The organism is Ramlibacter sp. PS4R-6 (genome assembly GCF_037572775.1).
Taxonomy (GTDB): Bacteria; Pseudomonadota; Gammaproteobacteria; order Burkholderiales; family Burkholderiaceae_C; genus Ramlibacter.
On sequence record NZ_JBBHKA010000001.1, the window covers coordinates 517,496 to 537,455 of the forward strand.

Annotated in this window: 25 protein-coding genes; 14 read left to right on the plus strand and 11 right to left on the minus strand. The window is 70.1% G+C overall.

Going from position 1 to position 19,960, the window contains the following annotated elements:
• Window position 1: 1 nt before the first annotated feature.
• From WG903_RS02520 to trpE, 5 genes are read right to left on the minus strand one after another with little or no spacing between them, the layout of a single operon-like run.
• The gene (locus WG903_RS02520) at window positions 2-652 is read right to left on the minus strand and encodes a LysE family translocator (protein WP_340072620.1); all 651 of its coding nucleotides are present in this window, start codon (window positions 650-652) and stop codon (window positions 2-4) included.
• On the minus strand, window positions 645-1,691 hold the full coding sequence (gene ltaE, locus WG903_RS02525) for a low-specificity L-threonine aldolase (RefSeq protein ID WP_340072621.1): 1,047 nt from the start codon (window positions 1,689-1,691) through the stop codon (window positions 645-647). Before ltaE ends, WG903_RS02520 begins: the two co-directional genes overlap by 8 nt.
• Window positions 1,688-2,260: an anthranilate synthase component II gene (locus WG903_RS02530; RefSeq protein WP_340072622.1), complete on the minus strand. Its 573-nt coding sequence runs from the start codon at window positions 2,258-2,260 to the stop codon at window positions 1,688-1,690. Before WG903_RS02530 ends, ltaE begins: the two co-directional genes overlap by 4 nt.
• On the minus strand, window positions 2,257-2,556 hold the full coding sequence (locus WG903_RS02535; protein ID WP_340072623.1) for a chorismate mutase: 300 nt from the start codon (window positions 2,554-2,556) through the stop codon (window positions 2,257-2,259). Before WG903_RS02535 ends, WG903_RS02530 begins: the two co-directional genes overlap by 4 nt.
• Window positions 2,553-4,052: an anthranilate synthase component I gene (gene trpE / locus WG903_RS02540; protein ID WP_340072624.1), complete on the minus strand. Its 1,500-nt coding sequence runs from the start codon at window positions 4,050-4,052 to the stop codon at window positions 2,553-2,555. Before trpE ends, WG903_RS02535 begins: the two co-directional genes overlap by 4 nt.
• A 265-nt stretch (window positions 4,053-4,317) precedes the next feature.
• Here trpE and WG903_RS02545 point away from each other — a divergent pair, with 265 nt between their 5' ends.
• On the plus strand, window positions 4,318-4,914 hold the full coding sequence (locus WG903_RS02545) for a chalcone isomerase family protein (protein ID WP_340072625.1): 597 nt from the start codon (window positions 4,318-4,320) through the stop codon (window positions 4,912-4,914).
• Here WG903_RS02545 and gph read toward each other — a convergent pair.
• Both gph and WG903_RS02555 read right to left on the minus strand, forming a co-directional pair.
• Entirely contained in the window at window positions 4,911-5,579 is a 669-nt protein-coding gene (gene gph / locus WG903_RS02550; protein WP_340072626.1) for a phosphoglycolate phosphatase, read from the minus strand. The genes WG903_RS02545 and gph overlap by 4 nt on opposite strands.
• A 15-nt stretch (window positions 5,580-5,594) precedes the next feature.
• Window positions 5,595-7,754: a catalase gene (locus WG903_RS02555; RefSeq protein WP_340072627.1), complete on the minus strand. Its 2,160-nt coding sequence runs from the start codon at window positions 7,752-7,754 to the stop codon at window positions 5,595-5,597.
• Between the two features lie 378 nt (window positions 7,755-8,132).
• Here WG903_RS02555 and WG903_RS02560 point away from each other — a divergent pair, with 378 nt between their 5' ends.
• A complete protein-coding gene (locus tag WG903_RS02560) occupies window positions 8,133-8,369 on the plus strand; it encodes a hypothetical protein (protein WP_340072628.1) in 237 nt (78 codons plus the stop codon).
• Here the strand turns inward: WG903_RS02560 and rpe are convergent.
• Window positions 8,366-9,049, minus strand: coding sequence for a ribulose-phosphate 3-epimerase (gene rpe, locus WG903_RS02565; RefSeq protein ID WP_340072629.1), 684 nt, complete (start codon window positions 9,047-9,049; stop codon window positions 8,366-8,368). The two genes, WG903_RS02560 and rpe, sit on opposite strands and share 4 nt — an antisense overlap.
• Window positions 9,050-9,093: 44 nt before the next feature.
• On the opposite strand from rpe, the gene apaG reads away from it, so the two are divergent.
• From apaG to WG903_RS02590, 5 genes are all read left to right on the plus strand, one after another.
• Window positions 9,094-9,474 carry a Co2+/Mg2+ efflux protein ApaG gene (gene apaG / locus WG903_RS02570; RefSeq protein ID WP_340072630.1) on the plus strand — a complete coding sequence of 127 codons (381 nt, stop codon included), beginning with the start codon at window positions 9,094-9,096 and terminating at the stop codon, window positions 9,472-9,474.
• A 73-nt stretch (window positions 9,475-9,547) separates the two neighbouring features.
• Entirely contained in the window at window positions 9,548-10,801 is a 1,254-nt protein-coding gene (locus WG903_RS02575; protein WP_340072631.1) for a cation:proton antiporter, read from the plus strand.
• A complete protein-coding gene (locus WG903_RS02580; protein WP_445263569.1) occupies window positions 10,794-11,963 on the plus strand; it encodes a YbdK family carboxylate-amine ligase in 1,170 nt (389 codons plus the stop codon). The genes WG903_RS02575 and WG903_RS02580 overlap by 8 nt, the downstream gene beginning before the upstream one ends.
• Window positions 11,964-11,997: 34 nt before the next feature.
• On the plus strand, window positions 11,998-12,951 hold the full coding sequence (gene thiL / locus WG903_RS02585) for a thiamine-phosphate kinase (protein WP_340072632.1): 954 nt from the start codon (window positions 11,998-12,000) through the stop codon (window positions 12,949-12,951).
• 2 nt (window positions 12,952-12,953) lie between these two features.
• The gene (locus WG903_RS02590; protein ID WP_340072633.1) at window positions 12,954-13,439 is read left to right on the plus strand and encodes a thermonuclease family protein; all 486 of its coding nucleotides are present in this window, start codon (window positions 12,954-12,956) and stop codon (window positions 13,437-13,439) included.
• Here WG903_RS02590 and WG903_RS02595 read toward each other — a convergent pair.
• Complete coding sequence (locus WG903_RS02595; protein ID WP_340072634.1) at window positions 13,380-13,565, minus strand: hypothetical protein; 186 nt, start codon at window positions 13,563-13,565, stop codon at window positions 13,380-13,382. The two genes, WG903_RS02590 and WG903_RS02595, sit on opposite strands and share 60 nt — an antisense overlap.
• Window positions 13,566-13,680: 115 nt before the next feature.
• On the opposite strand from WG903_RS02595, the gene WG903_RS02600 reads away from it, so the two are divergent.
• The 6 genes from WG903_RS02600 to WG903_RS02625 are packed head-to-tail and all read left to right on the plus strand — an operon-like array spanning window position 13,681 to window position 18,656.
• Window positions 13,681-14,604, plus strand: coding sequence for a LysR family transcriptional regulator (locus WG903_RS02600; protein WP_340072635.1), 924 nt, complete (start codon window positions 13,681-13,683; stop codon window positions 14,602-14,604).
• Window positions 14,601-15,128, plus strand: coding sequence for a phosphatidylglycerophosphatase A family protein (locus WG903_RS02605; RefSeq protein ID WP_340072636.1), 528 nt, complete (start codon window positions 14,601-14,603; stop codon window positions 15,126-15,128). The genes WG903_RS02600 and WG903_RS02605 overlap by 4 nt, the downstream gene beginning before the upstream one ends.
• Window positions 15,125-15,604 (plus strand): CinA family protein, encoded by a 480-nt coding sequence (locus tag WG903_RS02610; protein ID WP_340072637.1) that lies wholly within the window; start codon window positions 15,125-15,127, stop codon window positions 15,602-15,604. The genes WG903_RS02605 and WG903_RS02610 overlap by 4 nt, the downstream gene beginning before the upstream one ends.
• Window positions 15,601-16,092: a nuclear transport factor 2 family protein gene (locus WG903_RS02615; RefSeq protein ID WP_340072638.1), complete on the plus strand. Its 492-nt coding sequence runs from the start codon at window positions 15,601-15,603 to the stop codon at window positions 16,090-16,092. The genes WG903_RS02610 and WG903_RS02615 overlap by 4 nt, the downstream gene beginning before the upstream one ends.
• On the plus strand, window positions 16,089-16,991 hold the full coding sequence (locus WG903_RS02620) for an alpha/beta fold hydrolase (RefSeq protein WP_340072639.1): 903 nt from the start codon (window positions 16,089-16,091) through the stop codon (window positions 16,989-16,991). The genes WG903_RS02615 and WG903_RS02620 overlap by 4 nt, the downstream gene beginning before the upstream one ends.
• Window positions 16,992-17,024: 33 nt before the next feature.
• A complete protein-coding gene (locus WG903_RS02625) occupies window positions 17,025-18,656 on the plus strand; it encodes an FMN-binding glutamate synthase family protein (RefSeq protein WP_340072640.1) in 1,632 nt (543 codons plus the stop codon).
• Here WG903_RS02625 and WG903_RS02630 read toward each other — a convergent pair.
• Both WG903_RS02630 and WG903_RS02635 read right to left on the minus strand, forming a co-directional pair.
• Window positions 18,653-19,021, minus strand: coding sequence for a DoxX family protein (locus WG903_RS02630; RefSeq protein ID WP_340072642.1), 369 nt, complete (start codon window positions 19,019-19,021; stop codon window positions 18,653-18,655). The two genes, WG903_RS02625 and WG903_RS02630, sit on opposite strands and share 4 nt — an antisense overlap.
• Window positions 19,018-19,278 carry a DUF4287 domain-containing protein gene (locus WG903_RS02635; RefSeq protein WP_340072643.1) on the minus strand — a complete coding sequence of 87 codons (261 nt, stop codon included), beginning with the start codon at window positions 19,276-19,278 and terminating at the stop codon, window positions 19,018-19,020. The genes WG903_RS02630 and WG903_RS02635 overlap by 4 nt, the downstream gene beginning before the upstream one ends.
• 42 nt (window positions 19,279-19,320) lie before the next feature.
• Between WG903_RS02635 and WG903_RS02640 the strand changes: the two genes are divergently transcribed.
• On the plus strand, window positions 19,321-19,959 hold the full coding sequence (locus WG903_RS02640) for a TetR/AcrR family transcriptional regulator (RefSeq protein WP_340072644.1): 639 nt from the start codon (window positions 19,321-19,323) through the stop codon (window positions 19,957-19,959).
• The last annotated feature ends 1 nt before the right edge of the window (window position 19,960 follow it).

Consider the following 19,960-nt stretch of genomic DNA (forward strand, 5'->3'; position numbering starts at 1 on the left):
CTCAGGAATTGGGATTGTCGGACAGGGCCAGCTTCAGCCCGAAGGCGACGAACATCGCGCCGGCGGCGCGGTCCAGCCAGTGCATGCCGGCCTGCACGGACTCGCGCGTGGCCATCCACGCCGCGGCCAGCGCCCAGCCGGCGTTGACAAAGACGCTGTTCACGTTGAACAGCGTGCCCAGCGCGACGAAGGCCAGCGCCTTGTGCTCGGTGTCGGGCGCGATGAACTGCGGCACGAAAGCCAGGAAGAAGATCGCGACCTTGGGGTTCAGCGCATTGGTGAGGAACCCACCGAAGAACACGCTGGAAAGCGGCAGCGCCGGCTGCGACTGCGCGATGGCGCGCAGGTCCTCGCGGGCTTGCGGCGCGCGCGCGACCAGTAGCTTCACGCCGATCCACACCAGGTACGCCGCCCCGATCCACTTCAGCACGGTGAAGGCCGTTGCCGAAGCCGCGAGCAAGGTACTGACGCCGACCGCGGCCGCGAAGATGTGCACGAAGCAGCCGGCATTGATGCCGAGCGCGGCAACCACGCCGGCCTTCGCGCCCGAGCGCAGCGAGTTCGTGACGATGTAGAGCACGTCCGGCCCGGGCGTGAGGTTCAGCAGGATGCCGGCGGCGACGAATAGCAGCAGGTGCTGGGCGTCAGGCATGGAAGCAGCTCCGGATGGCCGCGACCGCGCGGTCGACGCCCGCGGCATCGACGTCCAGGTGCGTGACGAAGCGCAGGCGGTACAGGCCCGTGGCGAGCACGCCTTGCGCCTTCAGGTGGTCGAGCAGCTGCGCCGAACGCTCGCGCGCCGCACCGGTGAGGTCGACGAACACGATGTTGGTGTGCGGCGCCTCGACCTGCAGGCCCTCGATGCCCTCGAGGCCGGCGGCCAGTCGCTGCGCCAGCGCATGGTCTTCGGCGAGGCGGTCCACATGGTGGTCCAGCGCGTACGACGCCGACGCCGCCAGCACGCCCGCCTGGCGCATGGCACCGCCCGCCATCTTGCGCACGCGCCGCGCGCGGGCGATGAGCTCCTTCGAGCCGCACAGCGCGGACCCGGCGGGCGCACCCAGGCCCTTGCTGAAGCACACCGACACGGAGTCGAAGCATTGCGCGATGCGGCGCGCCTCGGTCCGCGCATCGGTGCGGGCCTGCGCCGCCTGCGCGACCGCCGCATTGAACAGGCGCGCGCCGTCGAGGTGCCGGGCGATGCCCTTGCGCTTCGCGAGCGCCGTCGCTTCCTCGATGTAGCCCATCGGGATCACCTGCCCGCCCAGCGTGTTCTCCAGCGCCAGCAGGCGCGTGCGCGCGAAGTGCGGGTCGTCGGGCTTGATGTTGGCCTCGATGTCGGCCAGCGCCAGCGTGCCGTCCGGCTGGTGCGCAATCGGCTGCGGCTGCACGCTGCCGAACACCGCGCCGCCGCCGGCCTCCCAGCGGTAGCAATGCTGCATCTGGCCGACGATGTATTCGTCGCCCCGCTGGCAGTGCGACAGGATGGCGCACAGGTTGCCCTGCGTGCCCGTCGGCACGTAGAGCGCCGCCTCGAAGCCGAGCAACGCGGCGATCTTGTCCTGCAGCGCGTTCACGCTCGGGTCGTCACCGAACACGTCGTCGCCCAGGGGCGCCGCCATCATGGCCTCACGCATGCCCGCCGTCGGCTGCGTGACGGTGTCGCTGCGCAGGTCGACGGTCTTCGTCATGCCTTCTGCTCCAGGAAATTCCTCAGCATGGCGTGGCCGTGCTCGGTGAGGATGGACTCGGGATGGAACTGCACGCCCTGGATCGGCAGCTCGGTGTGCCGCACGCCCATGATCTCGCCGTCGTCCGTCCACGCCGTGGTCTTGAGCACCTTCGGCGAGGTTTCCTTCTCGATCGCGAGCGAGTGGTAGCGGTTCACGGTGAATTTCTCGGGCAGGTCCGCGAACACGCCTTCGCGCGTCGTGGTGATCACGCTGGTCTTGCCATGCATCAGTTGCTGCGCCCGGACGATCTTGCCGCCGAAGGCCGCGCCGATCGCCTGGTGCCCCAGGCACACGCCGAGGATGGGCAGCTTGCCGGCGAAATGGCGGATCGCCTCCACCGAGATGCCCGCTTCCGCGGGCGAGCACGGGCCCGGCGAGACCACGAGCAAGTCCGGCTGGCGCGCCGCCACGCCGGCCACGTCGATCTCGTCGTTGCGGAAGACCTCGACGCCGGCGCCGAGCTCGCCGAAATACTGCACCAGGTTGTAGGTGAAGCTGTCGTAGTTGTCGATCATCACGAGCTTCATGACACGGCCTTCCCGCGCAGCAGCGCGAACTGGCGGCGCTCGAACGCGATGGACGCGTCGATGAGGGCGCGGTACGCCGCCTCGACCACGTCGTCCGGTGCGCCCAAGCCCGCCGCCTGGCGCTTCACGCGGTTCACGATGTACTCGATGCGCGCCTTGTCGACGATCTGCGATTCGTCGCCCTTGATGCGCGCGGCCTGCGCGACGAAGCCCGTGCGCCGCGCCAGCAGCGCGACGATCTGCTCGTCCAGCGCGTCGATGTTGGCGCGGACCTCGGCCATGCTGCTGCAGTTCATTCCAGCCCCTCCTCGACCAGCTCGCTCGCGCGCAGCAGCGCCCGCGCCTTGGCCTCGGTTTCCTTCCATTCGAGCTCCGGCACCGAATCGGCCACCACGCCGGCCGCCGCCTGCACGTAGAGCGTCTGGTCCTTGACGATCCCGGTGCGGATGGCGATCGCCACGTCCATGTCGCCCGCGTAACTGAGGTAGCCGCACGCGCCGCCGTACAGGCCGCGCTTGCTCGGCTCCAGCTGGTCGATCAGCTCCATCGCGTGCACCTTGGGCGCGCCGGTGAGCGTGCCCGCGGGGAACGTGGCCTTGAGCACGTCCATGTTGCTCATGCCGTCCTTCAGGATGCCTTCGACGTTGCTCACGATGTGCATCACGTGGCTGTAGCGCTCGACCGTGAAGGCCTCGGTCACCTTCACGCTGCCGGTCTTGGCGATGCGCCCGATGTCGTTGCGGGCCAGGTCGATCAGCATCACGTGCTCGGCGCGCTCCTTGGGGTCGGTGACGAGCTCCTGCTCCACCGCCTTGTCGTTCTCCGGCGACGCCCCGCGCGGGCGCGTGCCGGCGAGCGGGCGGATCGTGACCTTCTGGCCCTCGGGCGTGTTCTCCTGCCGCACCAGGATTTCGGGCGAGGCGCCCACCACCTGGAAATCGCCGAAGTGGTAGTAGTACATGTACGGGCTGGGGTTGAGCGAGCGCAGCGCGCGGTACAGCGACAGCGGCGACTCGGTGTAGCGCTTCTTGATGCGCTGGCCCACCTGCACCTGCATGAAGTCCCCGGCGGCGATCAGCTCCTTGGAGCGCTCCACGGCGGCGATGTAGTCCGCCTTGGCGAACTCGCGCTCCACCGGGTAGTTCTGCGTCTGCTTCACGACCGGCGCGCTCACGGAGTACTTCAACTGCTCCTTCAGCTCGCGCAGGCGCCGCTTGCCGTTGGCGAAGGCCTCGGCCTGCGACGGGTCGGCGTAGACGATCAGGTACAGCTTGCCCGACAGGTTGTCGATGACCGCCAGCTCCTCGCATTGCAGCAGCAGGATGTCGGGGCAGCCCAGCGTGTCGGTGGGGCACGACTGCTCCAGCTTCTTCTCGATGTAGCGCACCGTGTCGTAGCCGAAATAGCCGGCCAGGCCGCCGCAAAAGCGCGGCAGGCCGGGACGCAGCGCCACCTTGAAGCGCTTCTGGTAGGCCTCAATGAAGTCCAGCGGGTTGCCGCGCGCGGTCTCCACGACGTTGCCGTCGGTCACCACCTGCGTGACCGCGTCGCCGCCGAAGCCCGTGGCGCGCAGCAGCGTGCGCGCCGGCAGGCCGATGAAGCTGTAGCGCCCGAAGCGTTCGCCGCCGACTACCGATTCGAGCAGGAAGCTGTGCGTGCCCGAGCCGCGCGCGTGCGCGAGCTTCAGGTACAGGGACAGCGGGGTTTCGAGGTCCGCGAACGCCTCGGCGATCAGCGGGATGCGGTTGAAGCCTTGCGACGCAAGGCTCTTGAATTCGAGTTCGGTGATCACGTGTGAGCCTCCACAAGCTCGTGCGGCCTGGGCCGCCTTTCGATCATTCGGGTGCCCGTTGCGGGCGCGGGGGCACGGGCTGCCCCGTGCGATCAGGAACGCAAAAACGTAGGCTTACGCCAGGGCCAGGCTCCCCGGCCCCTGCCTGCGACGTTCGTGCGGTGGATGGACATGCGGCCAGTTTAGCAAAAACCCTCTTGTCGGCCAGCCCCGGCGCGCCGAAGATGCAAAGCGAACGACCGTTCGTTTTTTGAGGAGACTCCCCATGCGCTTCGTTGTCCGCGCATTCGCGGCGCTTGCCGCGTTCGCCTGCATCACCGCCTCCGCCCAGGTCACCCTGGCGGGCGCCAAGTTCGACCCCGAGGCCAACCTGGGCGGCCAGAAGCTGTTGCTCAATGGCGCCGGCGTGCGCTTCAAGGCCATGTTCAAGGTCTACGCCATCGGCCTGTACACACCGAAGAAGACCACGAAGAACGACGAGGTGCTCGACGTGAAGACGGCCAAGCGCCTGCAGCTGGTGGCGCTGCGCGACGTCGGCGGCGACGAGTTCGGCAAGCTGTTCACGCGCGCACTGGAGGAGAACGCCACGCGCGAGGAGTTCTCCAAGTCCATCAATGCGGTGATCCGCATGGGCCAGATCTTCGCGGACCAGAAGCAGTTCACGAAGGGCGACGTGGTGATGATCGACTACGTGCCGGGCACGGGCCTGACCATCACGGCCAAGAACAAGCCGGCGGAAGTGTTCAAGGAGCCGCAGTTCTCCAGCATGATGTACAAGATCTGGTTCGGCGCGCACCCGCCCGACACCAACCTGCAGAAGGCCCTGCTCGGCGAGCAGAACTACACCAACACCAACCTCTAGGCGACCAGCGCCGGCAGCTGCGCGAGCGAGTCGACGAAGCCGTCGGCATCGACCGCGCGCACCGGCTCGCCGTGGTTGTAGCCGTAGGTCACCAGCACCACCGGGCAGCCGGCCGCGCGTGCGGCGCGCGCGTCGTTGCTCGAATCGCCCACCATCAGCGTGCGCGCGGGTGAGAAGCCCAGCGCCTCGCAGGTGCGCACGAGCGGCAGCGGGTCCGGCTTCTTGCGCTCGAAGGCATCGCCGCCGAACACCACGTCGAAGTAGCCCGCGAGTTGCTTGGCGTGGAGCAGCGGGCGCGCGAAGTCACCCGGCTTGTTGGTCAGGCAGGCCAGGCGCAGGCCGCGGCGCTTGAGCGACACGAGACCTTCGACCGCTCCCGGATAGACGCGCGAATGTTCGCCGTTCACGGCGAGGTAGTGGCGCTGGTAGGCGTCCCACGCGGGCTCGTAGAGCGCGGCCGCGGCGCCGACGTGCGCCAGCACCGCGCGGATCAGGTGTTCCGAGCCGCGCCCCACCAGGGGTTCGATGGCGTGCGCGGCGATCGCGGGCAGCGCCAGCTCGCGCAGCGTGGCGTTGAGCGCGGCCTCGAAGTCGCCGAGCGTGTCCACCAGGGTGCCGTCGAGGTCGACGATGGCAGCGTCGACGGAAAAGGCGCGTGCTTCCAAGCCCGCGATTGTGGCTCAGGCCGCGACGCGGTCCAGGTGCGCGCGCGTCCAGTGCCGGTGGCGCGCCAGCGCCGCCAGGAAGTCCTGCACCAGCTGCACGCGCGAGGGCGGGTCGTTGCGGCCGACGATCACGCCGGCCACCGCGGCGGCGGCCTGCGCGTCGCCCAGGCCCAGCGGCTCCAGCAGCTTCAGCGCATCGCCGATCACGCACACCGTCTTGCCGTGCTTGAAGGCCTCGTGGATGAAATGCATGGCGTGCCCGTTGGCGGCCAGCGCTTCGACGCAGGCGGCCCCGCCCGGCACGATGACGGCGTCGAACAGCACCGACGCGCTGGAGCACAGCGACTCGTCGACCTGCAGCTGCTGGCCGGCGGCCGTCGCGACGCTGCCGATGCGCTCGGCCAGCAAGATGCAGCGCGCCCGGGCTTCTTCGAGCGCTTGCTGCAAGGCGCGCAACGCGCCCACCTCGACGCCCGGCGCCACCAGCACGGCCACGCGCCGCGTCGCGATGCCGTGGCCGTTGCCGTTTTCCATGGCCAGCGCCGGCGACGTTTCGATCGGCAGCTTCAGGCGCAGCTCGCGAAAGCCCGCGCGCCCGGCAGCGGCCTTCGCGTCGGGGGCCGCGGCGCCCACCGCCTCGGCGACCTTGCGCGCCAGGCGCGAATCGACGTGCGCCAGGTTGTCGACCACGCGCTGGCGGATGGCGGGCACGCGCACCTGCGCCAGCTCGTGCTGGAAGGCGCCCACGATGTGGTCGCGCTCGGCCGGGCTCACGCTGTTCCAGAAGAACGAGGCCTGGCTGAAGTGGTCGTCGAACTCGTTGGCGCGCAGGCGCGTGCGCGCCTCGACACCGTTCGCGTGCGGCTGCGGCGCCTCGCGCCCGCCGTCGACGCGCACTTCGGCGCCGGTGGCCAGCGAGCTCGGCTCGTACGAGACGGCGCCCTGCCCGATCGCCGTGCGGTGCGCGCCGTCGCGGTGGAACGCGTGCACGGGGCACACCGGCCGGTTGATGGGCAATTGCGCGTAGTTCGGGCCGCCCAGGCGCGCCATCTGGCTGCCGGTGTACGACATGAGCCGCCCCTGCAGCAGCGGGTCGCCCGTGAATTCGATGCCCGGCACCAGCCGCCCCGGGTGGAAAGCCACCTGCTCGCTTTCGGCGAAGAAGTCGTCGGGGTTGCGGTTGAGCACCAGCTTGCCGACGACCAGCGGCGGCACGAGTTCCTCGGGCACGAGCTTGGTCGGGTCGAGCAGGTCGAAGCCGAGTGACGCGGCCTTGGCTTCCGGGATCAGCTGCAGGGCCAGTTCCCATTCCGGGAAGCAGCCCTGCTCGATCGCATCCCACAGGTCGCGGCGCAGGAAATCGGCGTCCAGCCCGGCGATGCGGCGCGCTTCGGCCTGCAGCAGCGCGTGGCGCCCCAGCCTGGCCTTCCAGTGGAACTTGACGAAGTGCGGCACGCCGTGCGCGTTGACGAAGCGGAAGGCGTGCACGCCGAAGCCGTCCATCATGCGCCAGCTGCGCGGCAGCGCGCGGTCGGACATCAGCCACATCAGCGCGTGCGTGCTCTCGGGCATGAGCGAGGCGAAGTCCCAGAAGGTGTCGTGCGCGCTGGAGGCCTGCGGCATGCCGTGGTGCGGCTCGGGCTTGAGCGCGTGCACCAGGTCCGGGAACTTCATGGCGTCCTGCACGAAGAACACCGGCATGTTGGCGCCGACCAGGTCCCAGTTGCCCTCGCGCGTGTAGAACTTGACGGCGAAGCCGCGCATGTCGCGCACGGTGTCGGCCGAGCCCTGCGAGCCCGTGAGGTTGGAGAAGCGCACGAACACCGGCGTGCGCACCCCCGCGTCGTTCAGGAAGCCCGCGCTCGTGTATTCCCCCAGGGGGCGCGTCAGCTCGAAGTACCCGTGCGCGCCGGCGCCGCGCGCCCACACCACGCGCTCGGGGATGCGTTCGCGCTCGAAGTGCGCGAGCTTGTCGCGCAGGAAGAAGTCCTCGGCGAGCAGCGGCCCGCGCGTGCCCGCGCGCAGCGAGCCGTGGTTGTCGGTGACGGCGATGCCGTCGGGCGTGGTGAGCGCGCCTTCGGACGGCTCGGCGAAGGCTTCGAGCTGCTTCAGCTTGGCGGCTGCAGCCTCGTTCGCTTTCGCGCGGCGCTGGCTCTCCTGCTTCGATTGGGGCATGGAAAGACCGGCGCGCACGCGGCGCGCCGGTTCATTGGGGAAAGTGGAGGGCGATGCGGGTCAGCCCGCGTCGAGATCGAGACAGGCTTGCAGGACCCGCGCGAGCGCCGCGAGGCCAAAGGCGCCGATCGCGCCCGCGGCGACCCACACCAGCCATTCGGGGATCAGCTCCATGGTTCCTGCTCCTTGCCACCGGGGGGCGGCCCTTGCTTGAAGCTTAAGGAAGCTCATGTACGCCGCCCCGTCGTCGGCGGGCGGCGCAGTTCGTAGTCGGGCGCTGCAACAGCGCGTAAGAAGTTTCCGACGCCCAGCTCATCCGCCCGCGTGACACGCTGCCGTCCTACCGCGCCGGTGCGGCCGGCGGCCCAGCATCGGGCCATGAAAGACGACAAGCACACGCCCGTGAGCCCGGGCACCACCGCCACCGAACAGGGCGAGACGCAGGAGCGCGTGCCGCGCCAGCCCAATGAGCACGACGAGTCGGCCGACAGCCAGGCAAGCGGCGAGGCGTCGCAGCAGCGCATGGGCGAGATCGCGCGCCGCGACGTCGAGAGCGGCCGGGTCGACACCGACAAGGGGCCGGTGCTGCGCGAACTGCACGAAAAGAAGATCTAGCGCTTGAGCTCGCCGCGCATCGCGGCAATGACTTTCGCATAGTCGGGCTGGCCGAAGATGGCGCTGCCCGCGACGAAGGTGTCCGCGCCGGCCGCGGCCACGCGCGCGATGTTGTCCACCTTGATGCCGCCGTCGACCTCCAGGCGCACGTCGCGGCCGCTGGCGTCGATGCGCTTGCGCACCTGCTCGATCTTGCGCAGCGCCGAGTCGATGAAGCCCTGGCCGCCGAAGCCCGGGTTGACGCTCATGATGAGGACGAGGTCGATGTCGTCGAGCATCCAGTCGAGCACGTCCAGCGGCGCCGCCGGGTTGAACACGAGCCCGGGCTTGCAGCCCGCCGCGCGGATCGCCTGCACGCTGCGGTGCACGTGCGCCGAAGCGTCCGGATGGAAGCTGATGTAGTCGGCACCGGCTTTCGCGAACTCCTGCGCCAGCGCATCGACCGGCTGCACCATCAGGTGCACGTCGACCGGGATGGGCGTGCCGTCGGCCTTCTTCGCATGCGGCTTCAGCGCCGCGCACACCATCGGCCCGAACGTGAGGTTCGGCACGTAGTGGTTGTCCATCACGTCGAAGTGGATCCAGTCGGCGCCGGCCGCGATCACTTTCTGCACCTCCTCGCCCAGGCGGGCGAAGTCGGCCGAGAGGATCGAGGGCGCGATGCGGTGCGTGCGTGTCATGGCCGCGATTCTCGCAAAACGCCGTCCGGGGGTAGCATAGTCCCATGGCCAAGTACGAGTTGCGCGTCGAGGTGCAGCCTGAATTCCTGCCGGACCAGTCGGCGCCGGAGCAGGGGCTGTACACCTTCGCGTACACCATCACGATCACCAACACCGGCGAGGTGCCCTCGCAGCTGATCTCCCGGCACTGGCTCATCACCGACGCCGGCGGCATGACCGAGGAAGTCAAGGGCCTCGGGGTCGTCGGCCACCAGCCGCTGCTCAAGCCCGGCGAGTCGTTCCAGTACACCAGCGGCTGCCGCCTGCGCACGTCGACGGGCGTCATGCGCGGCACCTACTTCTGCGTCGCCGAGGACGGCGAACGCTTCGACGTGCCGATCCCCGCCTTCGACCTGACTGAGCCGGGCGCGCGCGTGCTGCACTAGCTCATCTTCGCGCCCCAGTCCTACAGGCGGCGCGCCGGCTCCCCGGCACCATGCTGGTCGCAGGGAGACCCCCATGAACGAGATCATGGCCATCTGGGCCGACTGGCTGCGGCCGTCGGCCGGCCTGCCGACCGTGCAGTGGTCGATCCTGCTCGCCGTCGCGGCGGCGGTCGGCCACCTCGTGCAGCGGCATACCGGCGTGCCCAAGGTGGTCGGCTATTCCATCACCGGCGCCCTCGCGGGCCTGGCCGGTTTCTCCGGCGGCGCCTGGCCGCTGGATGGCATCGCCTTGTTCCTGCTGGAGCTGGGCGTGTCGGTCGTGCTGTTCGAGGCCGGCGGGCGCCTGGCGCTGCGCTGGCTGCGCCACAACCCGATGGTGCTGGTGCAAAGCCTGGCCGAGACCGCGCTCACCGCGCTGCTCGTGTACCACGCGCTGCGCATGTTCGACGTGTGGTGGCGCGTGGCCGAGGCGCTGGCCCTGGTCGCCGTGGCCGCGTCGCCGGCGGTGCTCTCGCGCGTGGTCATGGACACGCGCGCCTCCGGCCCGGTGACCGAACGCGCGCTGGCCCTCACGACGCTCAGCACCCTCTACGCCCTCACGCTCGTCAATGCCCGCGCCGGCGTCATGCACCGCGGCACGGCGGAGCTCGGCGAAACGCTGTTCCCCGTGCTCGTCGTGCTGGGCGTGTCCTTCGTCGTCGGCGCCGTGCTGGCGCTGGTGCTGCGCATGGCGCTGCGCTTCATGAGCCCCACCAGCGAGAACACGTCGATGCTCCTGATCGCGACCATCGCCGCTGCTACCGCGGTCGGCTCGCACTTCGGCGGCTCGGCGCCGCTGGCGGCCCTGCTCGGCGGCCTGATCCTCAAGCAGCTCAACCCGCGGCCCTGGGCGTGGCCGCGCCAGCTGGGCACCGCGTCCTCGCTGCTCACGATGTTGATGTTCGTGCTGGTCTCCGTCGTCGCGGCCAAGGCGCCGTGGAACCATGCGGTGATCGGCCTGGTGGCCGTGATGGTGCTGGCGCGCGCCTTCGCCAAGATCGCGGGCGTGTCCGCGGCCACCTGGGGCAGCGGGACCAACCTGACGCAGGCGTTCTGGACGGGCTGCACGCTGTCGCCCATGTCGTCCATCGCGCTGCTGCTGGTGTCGCAGTACGCGGCGACCGCGCCGGTGCTCGCGGCGCCCATCACCAGCATTGCGCTGCCGGCCATCCTGCTGATGGAAGTGCTCGGGGCCATGCTCGCCACCTTCGCCCTGCACCGCGCGCGCGAGACGTCGCTGGCCGATGCGCCCGAAGGCCCGGTCGCCATGAGGGAAGCACGTGGGTAAGCCCCTGCCCCCCGCCGCCGCCGACTCGCTGCTGCCGCCGCCGGAGCTCGAGCGCTTCCGCGAATCGCGCGCGCTGTCGCTCGGCGTCGAGCTGGAGCTGCAGCTGGTCAACACGCACGATTACGACCTCGCGCCCTACTCGGCCGAGATGCTGCGGCTGATGTCGAAGTTCGAGCTGCCCGGCGCCGTGGTGCCGGAGATGACGTCGAGCATGATCGAGATCTCCACCGGCGTGTGCGACTCGGCCGTGCAGGTGCAGGACGAGCTCTCGGCCATCCGCGACGCGCTGGTGAAGTGCGCCGACCGGCTGAACATCGCGGTCGTCGGCGGCGGCACGCACCCGTTCCAGCAGTGGCACGAGCGGCGCATCTACGACAAGCAGCGTTTTCGCGAGCTGCACGAGCTGTACGGCTACCTGTCCAAGCAGTTCACCGTGTTCGGCCAGCACGTGCACGTCGGCTGCCCCGACGCCGACGCCGCGCTGCTGATGCTGCACCGCATGTCACGCTTCATCCCGCACTTCATCGCGCTGTCGGCGTCCTCGCCCTTCGTGCAGGGGCAGGACACGCAGTTCGATTCGGCGCGCCTGAACTCGGTGTCGGCCTTCCCGATGTCGGGCCGCGCGCCGTTCTGCCTGACCTGGGACGACTTCGGCCGCTTCTTCGCCAAGACCACGCGCACCGGCGTGGTCAAGAGCATGAAGGACTTCTACTGGGACATCCGGCCCAAGCCCGAGTACGGCACGATCGAGATCCGCGTCTTCGACACGCCGCTGACCATCGCGCGCGCCGCCGCGCTGGCCGGGTTCGTGCAGTCGCTGGGCGCCTGGTTCCTGGAAGAACAGCCTTTCGTGCCGGTCGAGGACGACTACATGGTCTACACCTACAACCGCTTCCAGGCCTGCCGCTTCGGGCTGGACGCGGTGTACGTCGATCCCTCCACCGGCCTGCACGTGCCGCTGCGCGAGCACATCGTCGAGACGCTGCAGCGCATCGCGCCCTTCGCGCGCGCGCACGGCGCCGCGTGGGGCGTGCAACTGCTCACCGAGGACGCGCAGCGCGGCATCAACGACGCGCAGTGGCTGCGCAACGTGCAGGCGAAGGAACGCCTGCTCGCCGAGGTCGTGCGGCAAGCCTCCCTGCGCCTGGGCGGCGCGCACTGAGCGCGCCCGCCGCGCCAGCGGCGACAATGGCGCCATGGGCGAGTTCGACCTCATCGCGCGTTACTTCCGCCGGCCGGCGCGGCGCAGCCCGCTGGGCAGCGGCGACGATTGCGCGCTGCTGGCGCCGCGCGCCGGCATGCAGCTCGCGGTGTCCACCGACATGCTGGTCGAAGGCCGCCACTTCCTGTCCACTGTCGACCCCGCGCGCCTGGGCCACAAGGCGCTGGCCGTCAACCTGAGCGACCTGGCCGCCTGCGGCGCCGAGCCGCTCGCGTTCACGCTGTCGCTGTCGATGCCGAACGTGGACGAGGCGTGGCTCGCGGGTTTCTCGCGCGGCCTGCTCGAACTGGCGGACGCGCACGGCTGCGAGCTGGTCGGCGGCGACACGACGCGCGGGCCGCTCGTCATCTCCATCACCGTGTTCGGTGAAGTGCCGCAAGGCCAGGCGCTGCTGCGCTCGGGCGCACGCGCCGGCGACGACCTGTGGGCCAGCGGCCACCTCGGCGATGCGCGCGTGGCGCTGGAGGTGTTTCGCGGCACGCAGTCGCTGCCCGCCGAGGCCTTCGCCGCCGTGCGCGAGCGCATGGAGCTGCCGCAGCCGCGCGTGGCGCTGGGGCAGGCGCTGCGCGGCATCGCGAGCGCCGCCGTCGACGTGAGCGACGGGCTGGTCGGCGACCTGCGCCACGTGCTCGCCGCCTCGGCCGTCGGCGCGACGATCGAGGCGCCGGCCGCGCAATCGCTGTTGGCCTGCACGGCAGTGACCGACGAGGCGCAGCGGCTGGAGTTCGCGCTGGCCGGCGGCGACGACTACGAGCTCCTCTTCACCGCGCCACCGGCGGCGCGCGATGCGGTGGCGCAAGCCGCCGCGGGCGCGAGGACGCGCGTGACGCGCATCGGCCGCATCGACGCCGAACGCGGCTTGCGCGTGGCCGATGCGCAGGGCCGCCTGCTCGATCGCGCCTTCGCGTCGTTCGACCACTTCGCCTGAACGTGCGCGCCTTCATCGCCGCGATCGCCTGCTGCCTCCCGCTCGCTTGCGCCGCGGCGCGCTTCGACGCGGTCGTGAGCCACGTCACCGACGGCGACACCGTGTGGGTGCGCCCGCTGGCCGGCGGCCCGCCGCAGCAGGTGCGCATCGAGGGCATCGACGCGCCGGAGATCTGCCAGGCCTTCGGCGAGCGTTCACGCGACGCGCTGGCGGCGCGCGTGCTGCGCAAGCGCGTGACGCTGCTCACGCGCGGCGAAGACGACTTCCGGCGGACTGTTGCGCGCATCCGCCTCGAGCGCGAGGACGTGGGCGGCTGGATGGTGTCGCAAGGCTATGCGTGGTCGTACCGGTTCCGCCGCGATGCGGGCCCCTATCGTCACGAAGAGCGGTCGGCGCAACTGGCACGGCGCGGACTGTGGGCGTCGGGCTCAGCGGAATTGCCGCGCGACTTCCGCGTGCGCCACGGGCCTTGCACCGCCGCGCCGTGACCAGAGTCGCGCCAGCCAGCGCAGCGCGGCCGCCCAGGCGGCATCCAGGGTCTCGCGGCGCAGCAGCTGGGCGCGCCGGCGCGCGCTGGCCTTGAGGCGGTCGTTGTCGGTGCGGTGCGTATCCATGGCCTGTCCTTTCCAGTGATGCGCCCACTGTAGGCAGGCACCCGCCGAGGGGAAACGGCGCCACGGGCAAATCGCTGTTGCACCGGCTGCAAAGCCGCGAGCTACCATTGCCGGCATGCGCGAGCTCCAGTTCGACGACATGCTCCTGTTCACGCGCGTGGTCGACCTCGGCACGCTGTCGGCGGTGGCGCGCGAGCGCGACGTGCCCGTCAGCCAGGTTTCGCGCACGCTCGCGCGCATCGAGAAGGCCTGCGGCGCGCGCCTGGTGAACCGCACGACGCACGGGCTGTCGCTCACGGCCGAAGGCGAGACCTTCCGCGACTACTGCCGGCAGCTGGCCGGCACGCTCGACGAGCTCGAGGGTGAGTTCGCCAGCGCCAGCGGCGAGGCGCGCGGCACCGTGCGCATCGCGGCCAGCCCGGTGATCGCGCAATACGAGCTAGTGCCCGGCCTGCCCGGACTGGCCGAGCGCCACCCGCAAGTGCGCATCGAACTGGTCGTGGGCGACCGGCTGGTGGACATGGCGCGCGAAGGCATCGACATCGCGATCCGCACCATCCAGCACCTGCCGGAAACGGTGGTTGCGCGCCGCATCGGCACGCTGGGTCGCGCCCTGTACGCGGCTCCGTCCTATGCCGCGGCCCGCGGCCTGCCCGCGCATCCCGGCGAACTCGACGGCCACGACCTCGTGACGAACAATGCAGTGATGACGCTCAATGAATGGCCTTTCCGGGTCGACGGCCGGGCCACCACGTATGTCGCCCAGGGCCGCTGGCGCACCAACGACACCAACCTCGCGGCCAGCATGGTGCTGCAGGGCCTCGGCATCGGCCGGCTCGCGACGCTGGTAGGCGACTCGCTGGTGCGCCAGAAACTGTTGGTCCCGGTGCTGGCGAAGTTCGTCGACACCGGACCGCTCCCGATCTACGCAGTGACGACCGGCACGGCGCGGCACCGGCTGCCCAAGATCCGGGCGTGCATCGATTACTGGGCGGGCTGGTTCGAGAAGACGCCCGCACGCCGCAGGAGCCGCGCTTGACCGCCTTGAACCCGCCCCTGCGCCCCGCCGTCATCCGGCCGAACCTGCGCTTCCTGCTGTCGCATCCCGCGCACTGCATAGCCCTGGGCTTCGGCTCCGGCCTGTCGCCGGTCGCGCCGGGCACGGCGGGCACGGCCTTCGCATGGGTCACGTACATCTTCCTGGCCGATGCGCTCGGCACGGTGCGCATGGGCCTGCTGATCGCGGCGGCCACGCTGGTGGGCTGGTGGGCCGCGACCGAAACCGCCAAGCGCATGCGCGTGCTCGATCCCGGCGCGATCGTGTGGGACGAAGTCGTCGCCTTCTGGCTGGTGCTGTGGCTCGTGATGCCCACGGGCTTCCTCGGGCAGCTTGCCGCCTTCATCCTGTTCCGCGCCTTCGACACGGTGAAGCCCGGCCCGGTGGGCTGGGCCGACGACCTGTTCCACGGCTTCGGCTGGCGCGGCGGCTTCGGCATCCTCTTCGACGATTTCGTCGCGGCCTTCTGCACCCTGATCGTCATCGCCGCGTGGAGGTCCTGGTGAGCCGCGTGGAGCGCCTGGCGCTGCTGATGCGCGAGAAGCACTGGCTGCTCGCGACGGCGGAGAGCTGCACCGGCGGGATGATCGCCGCGGCGTGCACGGAGCTGGCGGGCTCCAGCGACTGGTTCGAGCGCGGCTTCGTCACCTATTCCAACGAGGCGAAGAACGAATCGCTGGGCGTGGACGCCGCGCTCATCCAGCAGCACGGAGCCGTCAGCGAGATCGTCGCGCGCGCCATGGCGTTCGGCGCGGTGCGCCACTCGCGGGCGCGCGTGTCGGTCGCCGTCACCGGCATCGCTGGGCCGACGGGCGGCTCACCGGACAAGCCCGTCGGCACCGTGTGGTTTGCGTGGCAGGTGGATGGGCGCCTGTCGAGCGAGACGAAGCGCTTCGACGGCGGCCGCGCGGCCGTTCGGCAGCAGACGGTGGACCATGCGCTGCAGCGCCTGGTCGAGAAGATCGAGGAGTGGCAACCATGAACGACAACGAACGCACGATCGAAACCTTCTACAACGCGTTCGCGCGCCTGGAGCCCGACACCATGGCCCAGTGCTACGCCGACGAGGTGGCCTTCGACGACGAGGTGTTCTCGCTGCGCGGCAAGCGCGAGGTGATGGGGATGTGGCGCATGCTGTGCGCGGTGACGCGCGAGAAAGGCGCCGACGTGTGGCAGCTGCGGCACTCCGGCGTGCAGGCCGACGGCAAGAGCGGCCGTGCGCACTGGGACGCGCACTACCGCTTCAGCGCGACGGGCCGCATCGTCGACAACAGCATCGACGCGCAGTTCGAGTTCGCACCCGACGGGCGCATCGTGCGCCACCGCGATTCCTTCGACTTCTGGCGCTGGTCGCGGCAGGCGCTGGGCGCGCCCGGCTGGGCGCTGGGCTGGACGCCGATGCTGCGCGCCAAGGTGCGCGCCAAGGCCGACGGCAACCTGCGCCGCTACATGCAGTCGCTCGCGGCATGAGCTGGTTCGACGGCTTCGAGCCGCGCGCGTTTCCCGTCAACGGCACGACGATCTTCGCGCGCATGGGCGGCAAGGCCGGCTCACCGCCGTTGCTGCTGCTGCACGGCTTCCCGCAGACGCACGCGATGTGGCACCGCGTAGCGCAGCAGCTCGCGCCGCATTTCTTCCTGGTCATGCCCGACCTGCGCGGCTACGGCGATTCGGGCAAGCCGCCGACGCAGGACGACCACGCGCAGGCGAGCAAGCGCGCCATGGCGCAGGACATGGTCGAGGTCATGGCGATGCTCGGGCACGAGGGCTTCGCGCTGTGCGGCCACGACCGCGGTGCGCGCGTGGCGCACCGGCTCGCGGTGGACCACCCGAAGCGGGTGCGCAGGCTCGCCCTCATCGACATCGCGCCGACGCTGGACATGTACGAAGCCACCGACATGTCGTTCGCGCGCTACTACTACCACTGGTTCCACCTGATCCAGCCGGCGCCGCTGCCCGAGACCATGATCGGCGGCAACTGCAAGCTGTACCTGCACACCAAGCTCGGGGGCTGGGGCGGCAAGGGCACCTCGTTCATCGAACCGCAGGCCCTGGCGGAGTACGAGCGCTGCTTCTGCCGCGCCGAGGCGATCCATTCGGCCTGCGAGGACTACCGCGCCAGCGCCGGCATCGACCTGGACCACGACCGCGACAGCCGCGCCGCCGGCCGCAAGATCGCCTGCGACACGCTCATCCTGTGGGGCGAGCGCGGCATCATCGGCAAGCTGTACGACCCGCTGGCGTTGTGGCGCGCGCAGTGCGCCGCCGGCGTCGAAGGGCGCAGCCTGCCCGCCGGGCACTTCATCCCCGAGGAGCTGCCCGGGGAGACGGCGCAGGCCCTGGCCGCCTTCTTCGGCGCCGCGCCATAGCCAGCGCTGGCGGTTCTCGCTAGCATCCGCCCCATGGGTCTCAGGGTGCCGGCCTGGCCGGTCCGCTACAACACGCTCGCCCTCTGCGTGGCCGGCTTCGCCGCCTTCCTCGCGCTGTGGGCCTGGCAGCGCGACGAATGGATGGCGGTCACGGCCGCCGTGTTCCTCGTGCTCTCGCTCGTCGGCGTGCGCGACGCGCTGCAGCAACGCCACGCCATCCTGCGCAACTACCCGGTCATCGGGCACATGCGCTTCTTCTTCGAGTACATCCGCCCCGAGATCCGCCAGTACTTCATCGAAAGCGACGCCGAGGCCGCGCCTTTCTCGCGGGCGCAGCGCTCGCTGGTCTACCAGCGCGCCAAGATGGCGCCGGACAACCGGCCCTTCGGCACGCAGCTGGACGTGTCGCAGCACGGCTACGAGTGGATCAACCACTCGATGTTCCCCACCACGCTGCCCTCGTCGGACTTCCGCATCACCATCGGCGCGACCACGAAGCAGCCGTACAGCGCCAGCATCTTCAACATCTCGGCCATGAGCTTCGGCTCGCTCTCGGCCAACGCCATCATGGCGCTGAACAAGGGCGCCAAGCTCGGCAACTTCGCGCACGACACGGGCGAGGGCTCCATCTCGCAGTACCACCGCGTGCACGGCGGCGACCTGATCTGGGAGATCGGCTCGGGCTACTTCGGTTGCCGCGACGACCAGGGGCGCTTCAGCGAGGAGCGCTTCGTCGCCAACGCCACCGACCCGCAGGTGAAGATGGTGGAGATCAAGCTGAGCCAGGGCGCCAAGCCCGGCCACGGCGGCATCCTGCCGGCGGCAAAGGTCACGCCCGAGATTTCACGGGCGCGCGGCGTGCCGATCGCGGTCGATTGCGTCTCGCCGTCGTCGCACAGCGCGTTCACGACGCCGCTCGAGATGATGCAGTTCATCGTCCGGCTGCGCGAGCTGTCGGGCGGCAAGCCGGTGGGCTTCAAGCTGTGCATCGGCCACCCCTGGGAGTGGTTCGGCATCGTCAAGGCCATGCTGGAGACCGGCGTCACGCCCGACTTCATCGTGGTCGACGGCGCCGAGGGCGGCACCGGAGCGGCGCCCGTGGAATTCAGCGATCACGTGGGCGCGCCGCTGCAGGAAGGCCTCCTGCTCGTGCACAACACGTTGGTGGGCACCGGCCTGCGCCCCCGCATCCGCATCGGCTGCGCCGGCAAGGTCATCTCCGCCTTCGACATCGCGCGCATGATGGCGCTGGGCGCCGACTGGTGCAACGCGGCGCGCGGTTTCATGATGGCGCTGGGGTGCATCCAGGCGCAGACCTGCCACACGGGCCATTGCCCCACCGGCGTGACGACGCAGGATGCGATGCGCCAGCGCGCGCTGTTCGTGCCGGACAAGGCGCTGCGCGTCTACAACTTCCACCACGCCACGCTGCACGCGCTGAAGGACCTGGTGCAGGCCGCGGGCCTGGAGCATCCCGAGGAGATCGGCTCGCAGCACATCGTGCGCCGCATCAGCGACTGGGAGGTGCGCCTGCTGTCCAACCTGATCATGCGGGTGGAGCCCGGGTCGCTGCTCACCGGCGACCTGGAGCACCAGCACAACGTCTTCCAGGTGTACTGGCCGATGGCGCGGCCCGACCGATTCAGCGCGGCCGCCGCGCGCTAGCGCAGGGCCGCCTTGAACACCTCGGGGTAGCGCAGCGCGAGGCCGCCCCACATCACCGCCGCGACGTACACGCCGAAGAGCACGTGCGTCGCCAGCGGCGAGCCGATGCGGTAGTGCGACGCGATGGCGCCGCCGAGGAAGCCGGTGAGGTACACCGCGCCGATGAAGGCCGTCTTCGGGATGGCGTAGAGCACCACCCCGATGAGGATCAGCACCCCGATGGGCACGATGGCGGAAACCGGCCAGCCGAGCTCCTGCGTGCCCTTGAGCACGGGCTCGATCTGGAACAACTTGCCCGCTGCATCCATCGCGAAGAAGAGGATGGCCAGCACGGACAGGGCGATGCCGATGCGGTTGGCGGTCATGCGCGGCTCCTCGTCGCCGTGCGTGGCGCCTTTGCTTTCACGGCCGCCATAGGGATCCAGCCCTGGCGCTTGAAGGCTTCCCACACCGCCATCGAGTGGCCGTGGCCCAAGCCCGAGCTGGACTTCAGCCAGGCGACGAACTCCATCGGCTTGGTCGCCGGCGTGAGGGTGCCGCAGCGCACGGCCTCCTCGTAGAACTCCGCCGGCCCCTTGCCGGTCTTGGCGCGGATGTTGTTGATGTAGGCTTCGAAGGTCATCGGCTCTCCTTTGTGGAATGACTATAGTTAACTATATCCAATATGGCAAACCCTAGCAAACGCCCGTACCGCTCGGCCGCCCGGGCGGAGTCGGCCGAGCGCACACGCGGCCGCGTGCTGCAGGCCGGCCGGCAGCTGTTCTCGCGCAAGGGCATCGACGCGACGACGATCTGCGACATCGCCGAGAAGGCCGGCGTGTCGGAGGCGACGGTGTATGCGCTGGTCAAGTCCAAGGCGGGACTGCTCGAGGCGCTGATGCGCGATGCCATGTTCGGGCCACGCTTCCAGGAGGCGCAGCAGCAGCTGGCCGGCGTGACGGACCCCGTCGAGCGCATCGCCTTCACTTCGCGCGTGGCGCGGGCGATCTACGAAGGCGAGAGCGGCGAGCTCAGCCTGCTGATGAAGGCCTCCGCCTTTTCACCCGCCCTGCGCAAGTCGCAGCAGGGCTTCGAGACGCTGCGGCGCCAGATGCAGCAGGAGCGGATCGACGGGCTGTTCGCCGCAGGCCGTGCACGCAAGGGGCTCACCCGCGAATCGGCGGCCACCCTGTTGTGGCTGTACACGGCCCGCGAGGTCTACCACAAGCTCGTGCACGAAGCGGGCTGGTCGCCCGACGATTACCAGGGCTGGCTGGAACAGGTTCTGGAGGAGTCCCTGACGCAGGGACGCAAGCGCAAGTGAC

What these genes read in the sequence shown, in the direction of transcription:
- WG903_RS02520 (WP_340072620.1), bottom strand. Translation starts at nt 652, where the DNA reads ATGCCTGACGCCCAGCACCTGCTGCTATTCGTCGCCGCCGGCATCCTG.
- ltaE (WP_340072621.1), bottom strand. Translation starts at nt 1,691, where the DNA reads ATGACGAAGACCGTCGACCTGCGCAGCGACACCGTCACGCAGCCGACG.
- WG903_RS02530 (WP_340072622.1), bottom strand. Translation starts at nt 2,260, where the DNA reads ATGAAGCTCGTGATGATCGACAACTACGACAGCTTCACCTACAACCTG.
- WG903_RS02535 (WP_340072623.1), bottom strand. Translation starts at nt 2,556, where the DNA reads ATGAACTGCAGCAGCATGGCCGAGGTCCGCGCCAACATCGACGCGCTG.
- WG903_RS02545 (WP_340072625.1), top strand. Translation starts at nt 4,318, where the DNA reads ATGCGCTTCGTTGTCCGCGCATTCGCGGCGCTTGCCGCGTTCGCCTGC.
- WG903_RS02555 (WP_340072627.1), bottom strand. Translation starts at nt 7,754, where the DNA reads ATGCCCCAATCGAAGCAGGAGAGCCAGCGCCGCGCGAAAGCGAACGAG.
- WG903_RS02560 (WP_340072628.1), top strand. Translation starts at nt 8,133, where the DNA reads ATGAAAGACGACAAGCACACGCCCGTGAGCCCGGGCACCACCGCCACC.
- rpe (WP_340072629.1), bottom strand. Translation starts at nt 9,049, where the DNA reads ATGACACGCACGCACCGCATCGCGCCCTCGATCCTCTCGGCCGACTTC.
- apaG (WP_340072630.1), top strand. Translation starts at nt 9,094, where the DNA reads ATGGCCAAGTACGAGTTGCGCGTCGAGGTGCAGCCTGAATTCCTGCCG.
- WG903_RS02575 (WP_340072631.1), top strand. Translation starts at nt 9,548, where the DNA reads ATGAACGAGATCATGGCCATCTGGGCCGACTGGCTGCGGCCGTCGGCC.
- thiL (WP_340072632.1), top strand. Translation starts at nt 11,998, where the DNA reads ATGGGCGAGTTCGACCTCATCGCGCGTTACTTCCGCCGGCCGGCGCGG.
- WG903_RS02595 (WP_340072634.1), bottom strand. Translation starts at nt 13,565, where the DNA reads ATGGATACGCACCGCACCGACAACGACCGCCTCAAGGCCAGCGCGCGC.
- WG903_RS02600 (WP_340072635.1), top strand. Translation starts at nt 13,681, where the DNA reads ATGCGCGAGCTCCAGTTCGACGACATGCTCCTGTTCACGCGCGTGGTC.
- WG903_RS02615 (WP_340072638.1), top strand. Translation starts at nt 15,601, where the DNA reads ATGAACGACAACGAACGCACGATCGAAACCTTCTACAACGCGTTCGCG.
- WG903_RS02620 (WP_340072639.1), top strand. Translation starts at nt 16,089, where the DNA reads ATGAGCTGGTTCGACGGCTTCGAGCCGCGCGCGTTTCCCGTCAACGGC.
- WG903_RS02625 (WP_340072640.1), top strand. Translation starts at nt 17,025, where the DNA reads ATGGGTCTCAGGGTGCCGGCCTGGCCGGTCCGCTACAACACGCTCGCC.
- WG903_RS02630 (WP_340072642.1), bottom strand. Translation starts at nt 19,021, where the DNA reads ATGACCGCCAACCGCATCGGCATCGCCCTGTCCGTGCTGGCCATCCTC.
- WG903_RS02635 (WP_340072643.1), bottom strand. Translation starts at nt 19,278, where the DNA reads ATGACCTTCGAAGCCTACATCAACAACATCCGCGCCAAGACCGGCAAG.
- WG903_RS02640 (WP_340072644.1), top strand. Translation starts at nt 19,321, where the DNA reads ATGGCAAACCCTAGCAAACGCCCGTACCGCTCGGCCGCCCGGGCGGAG.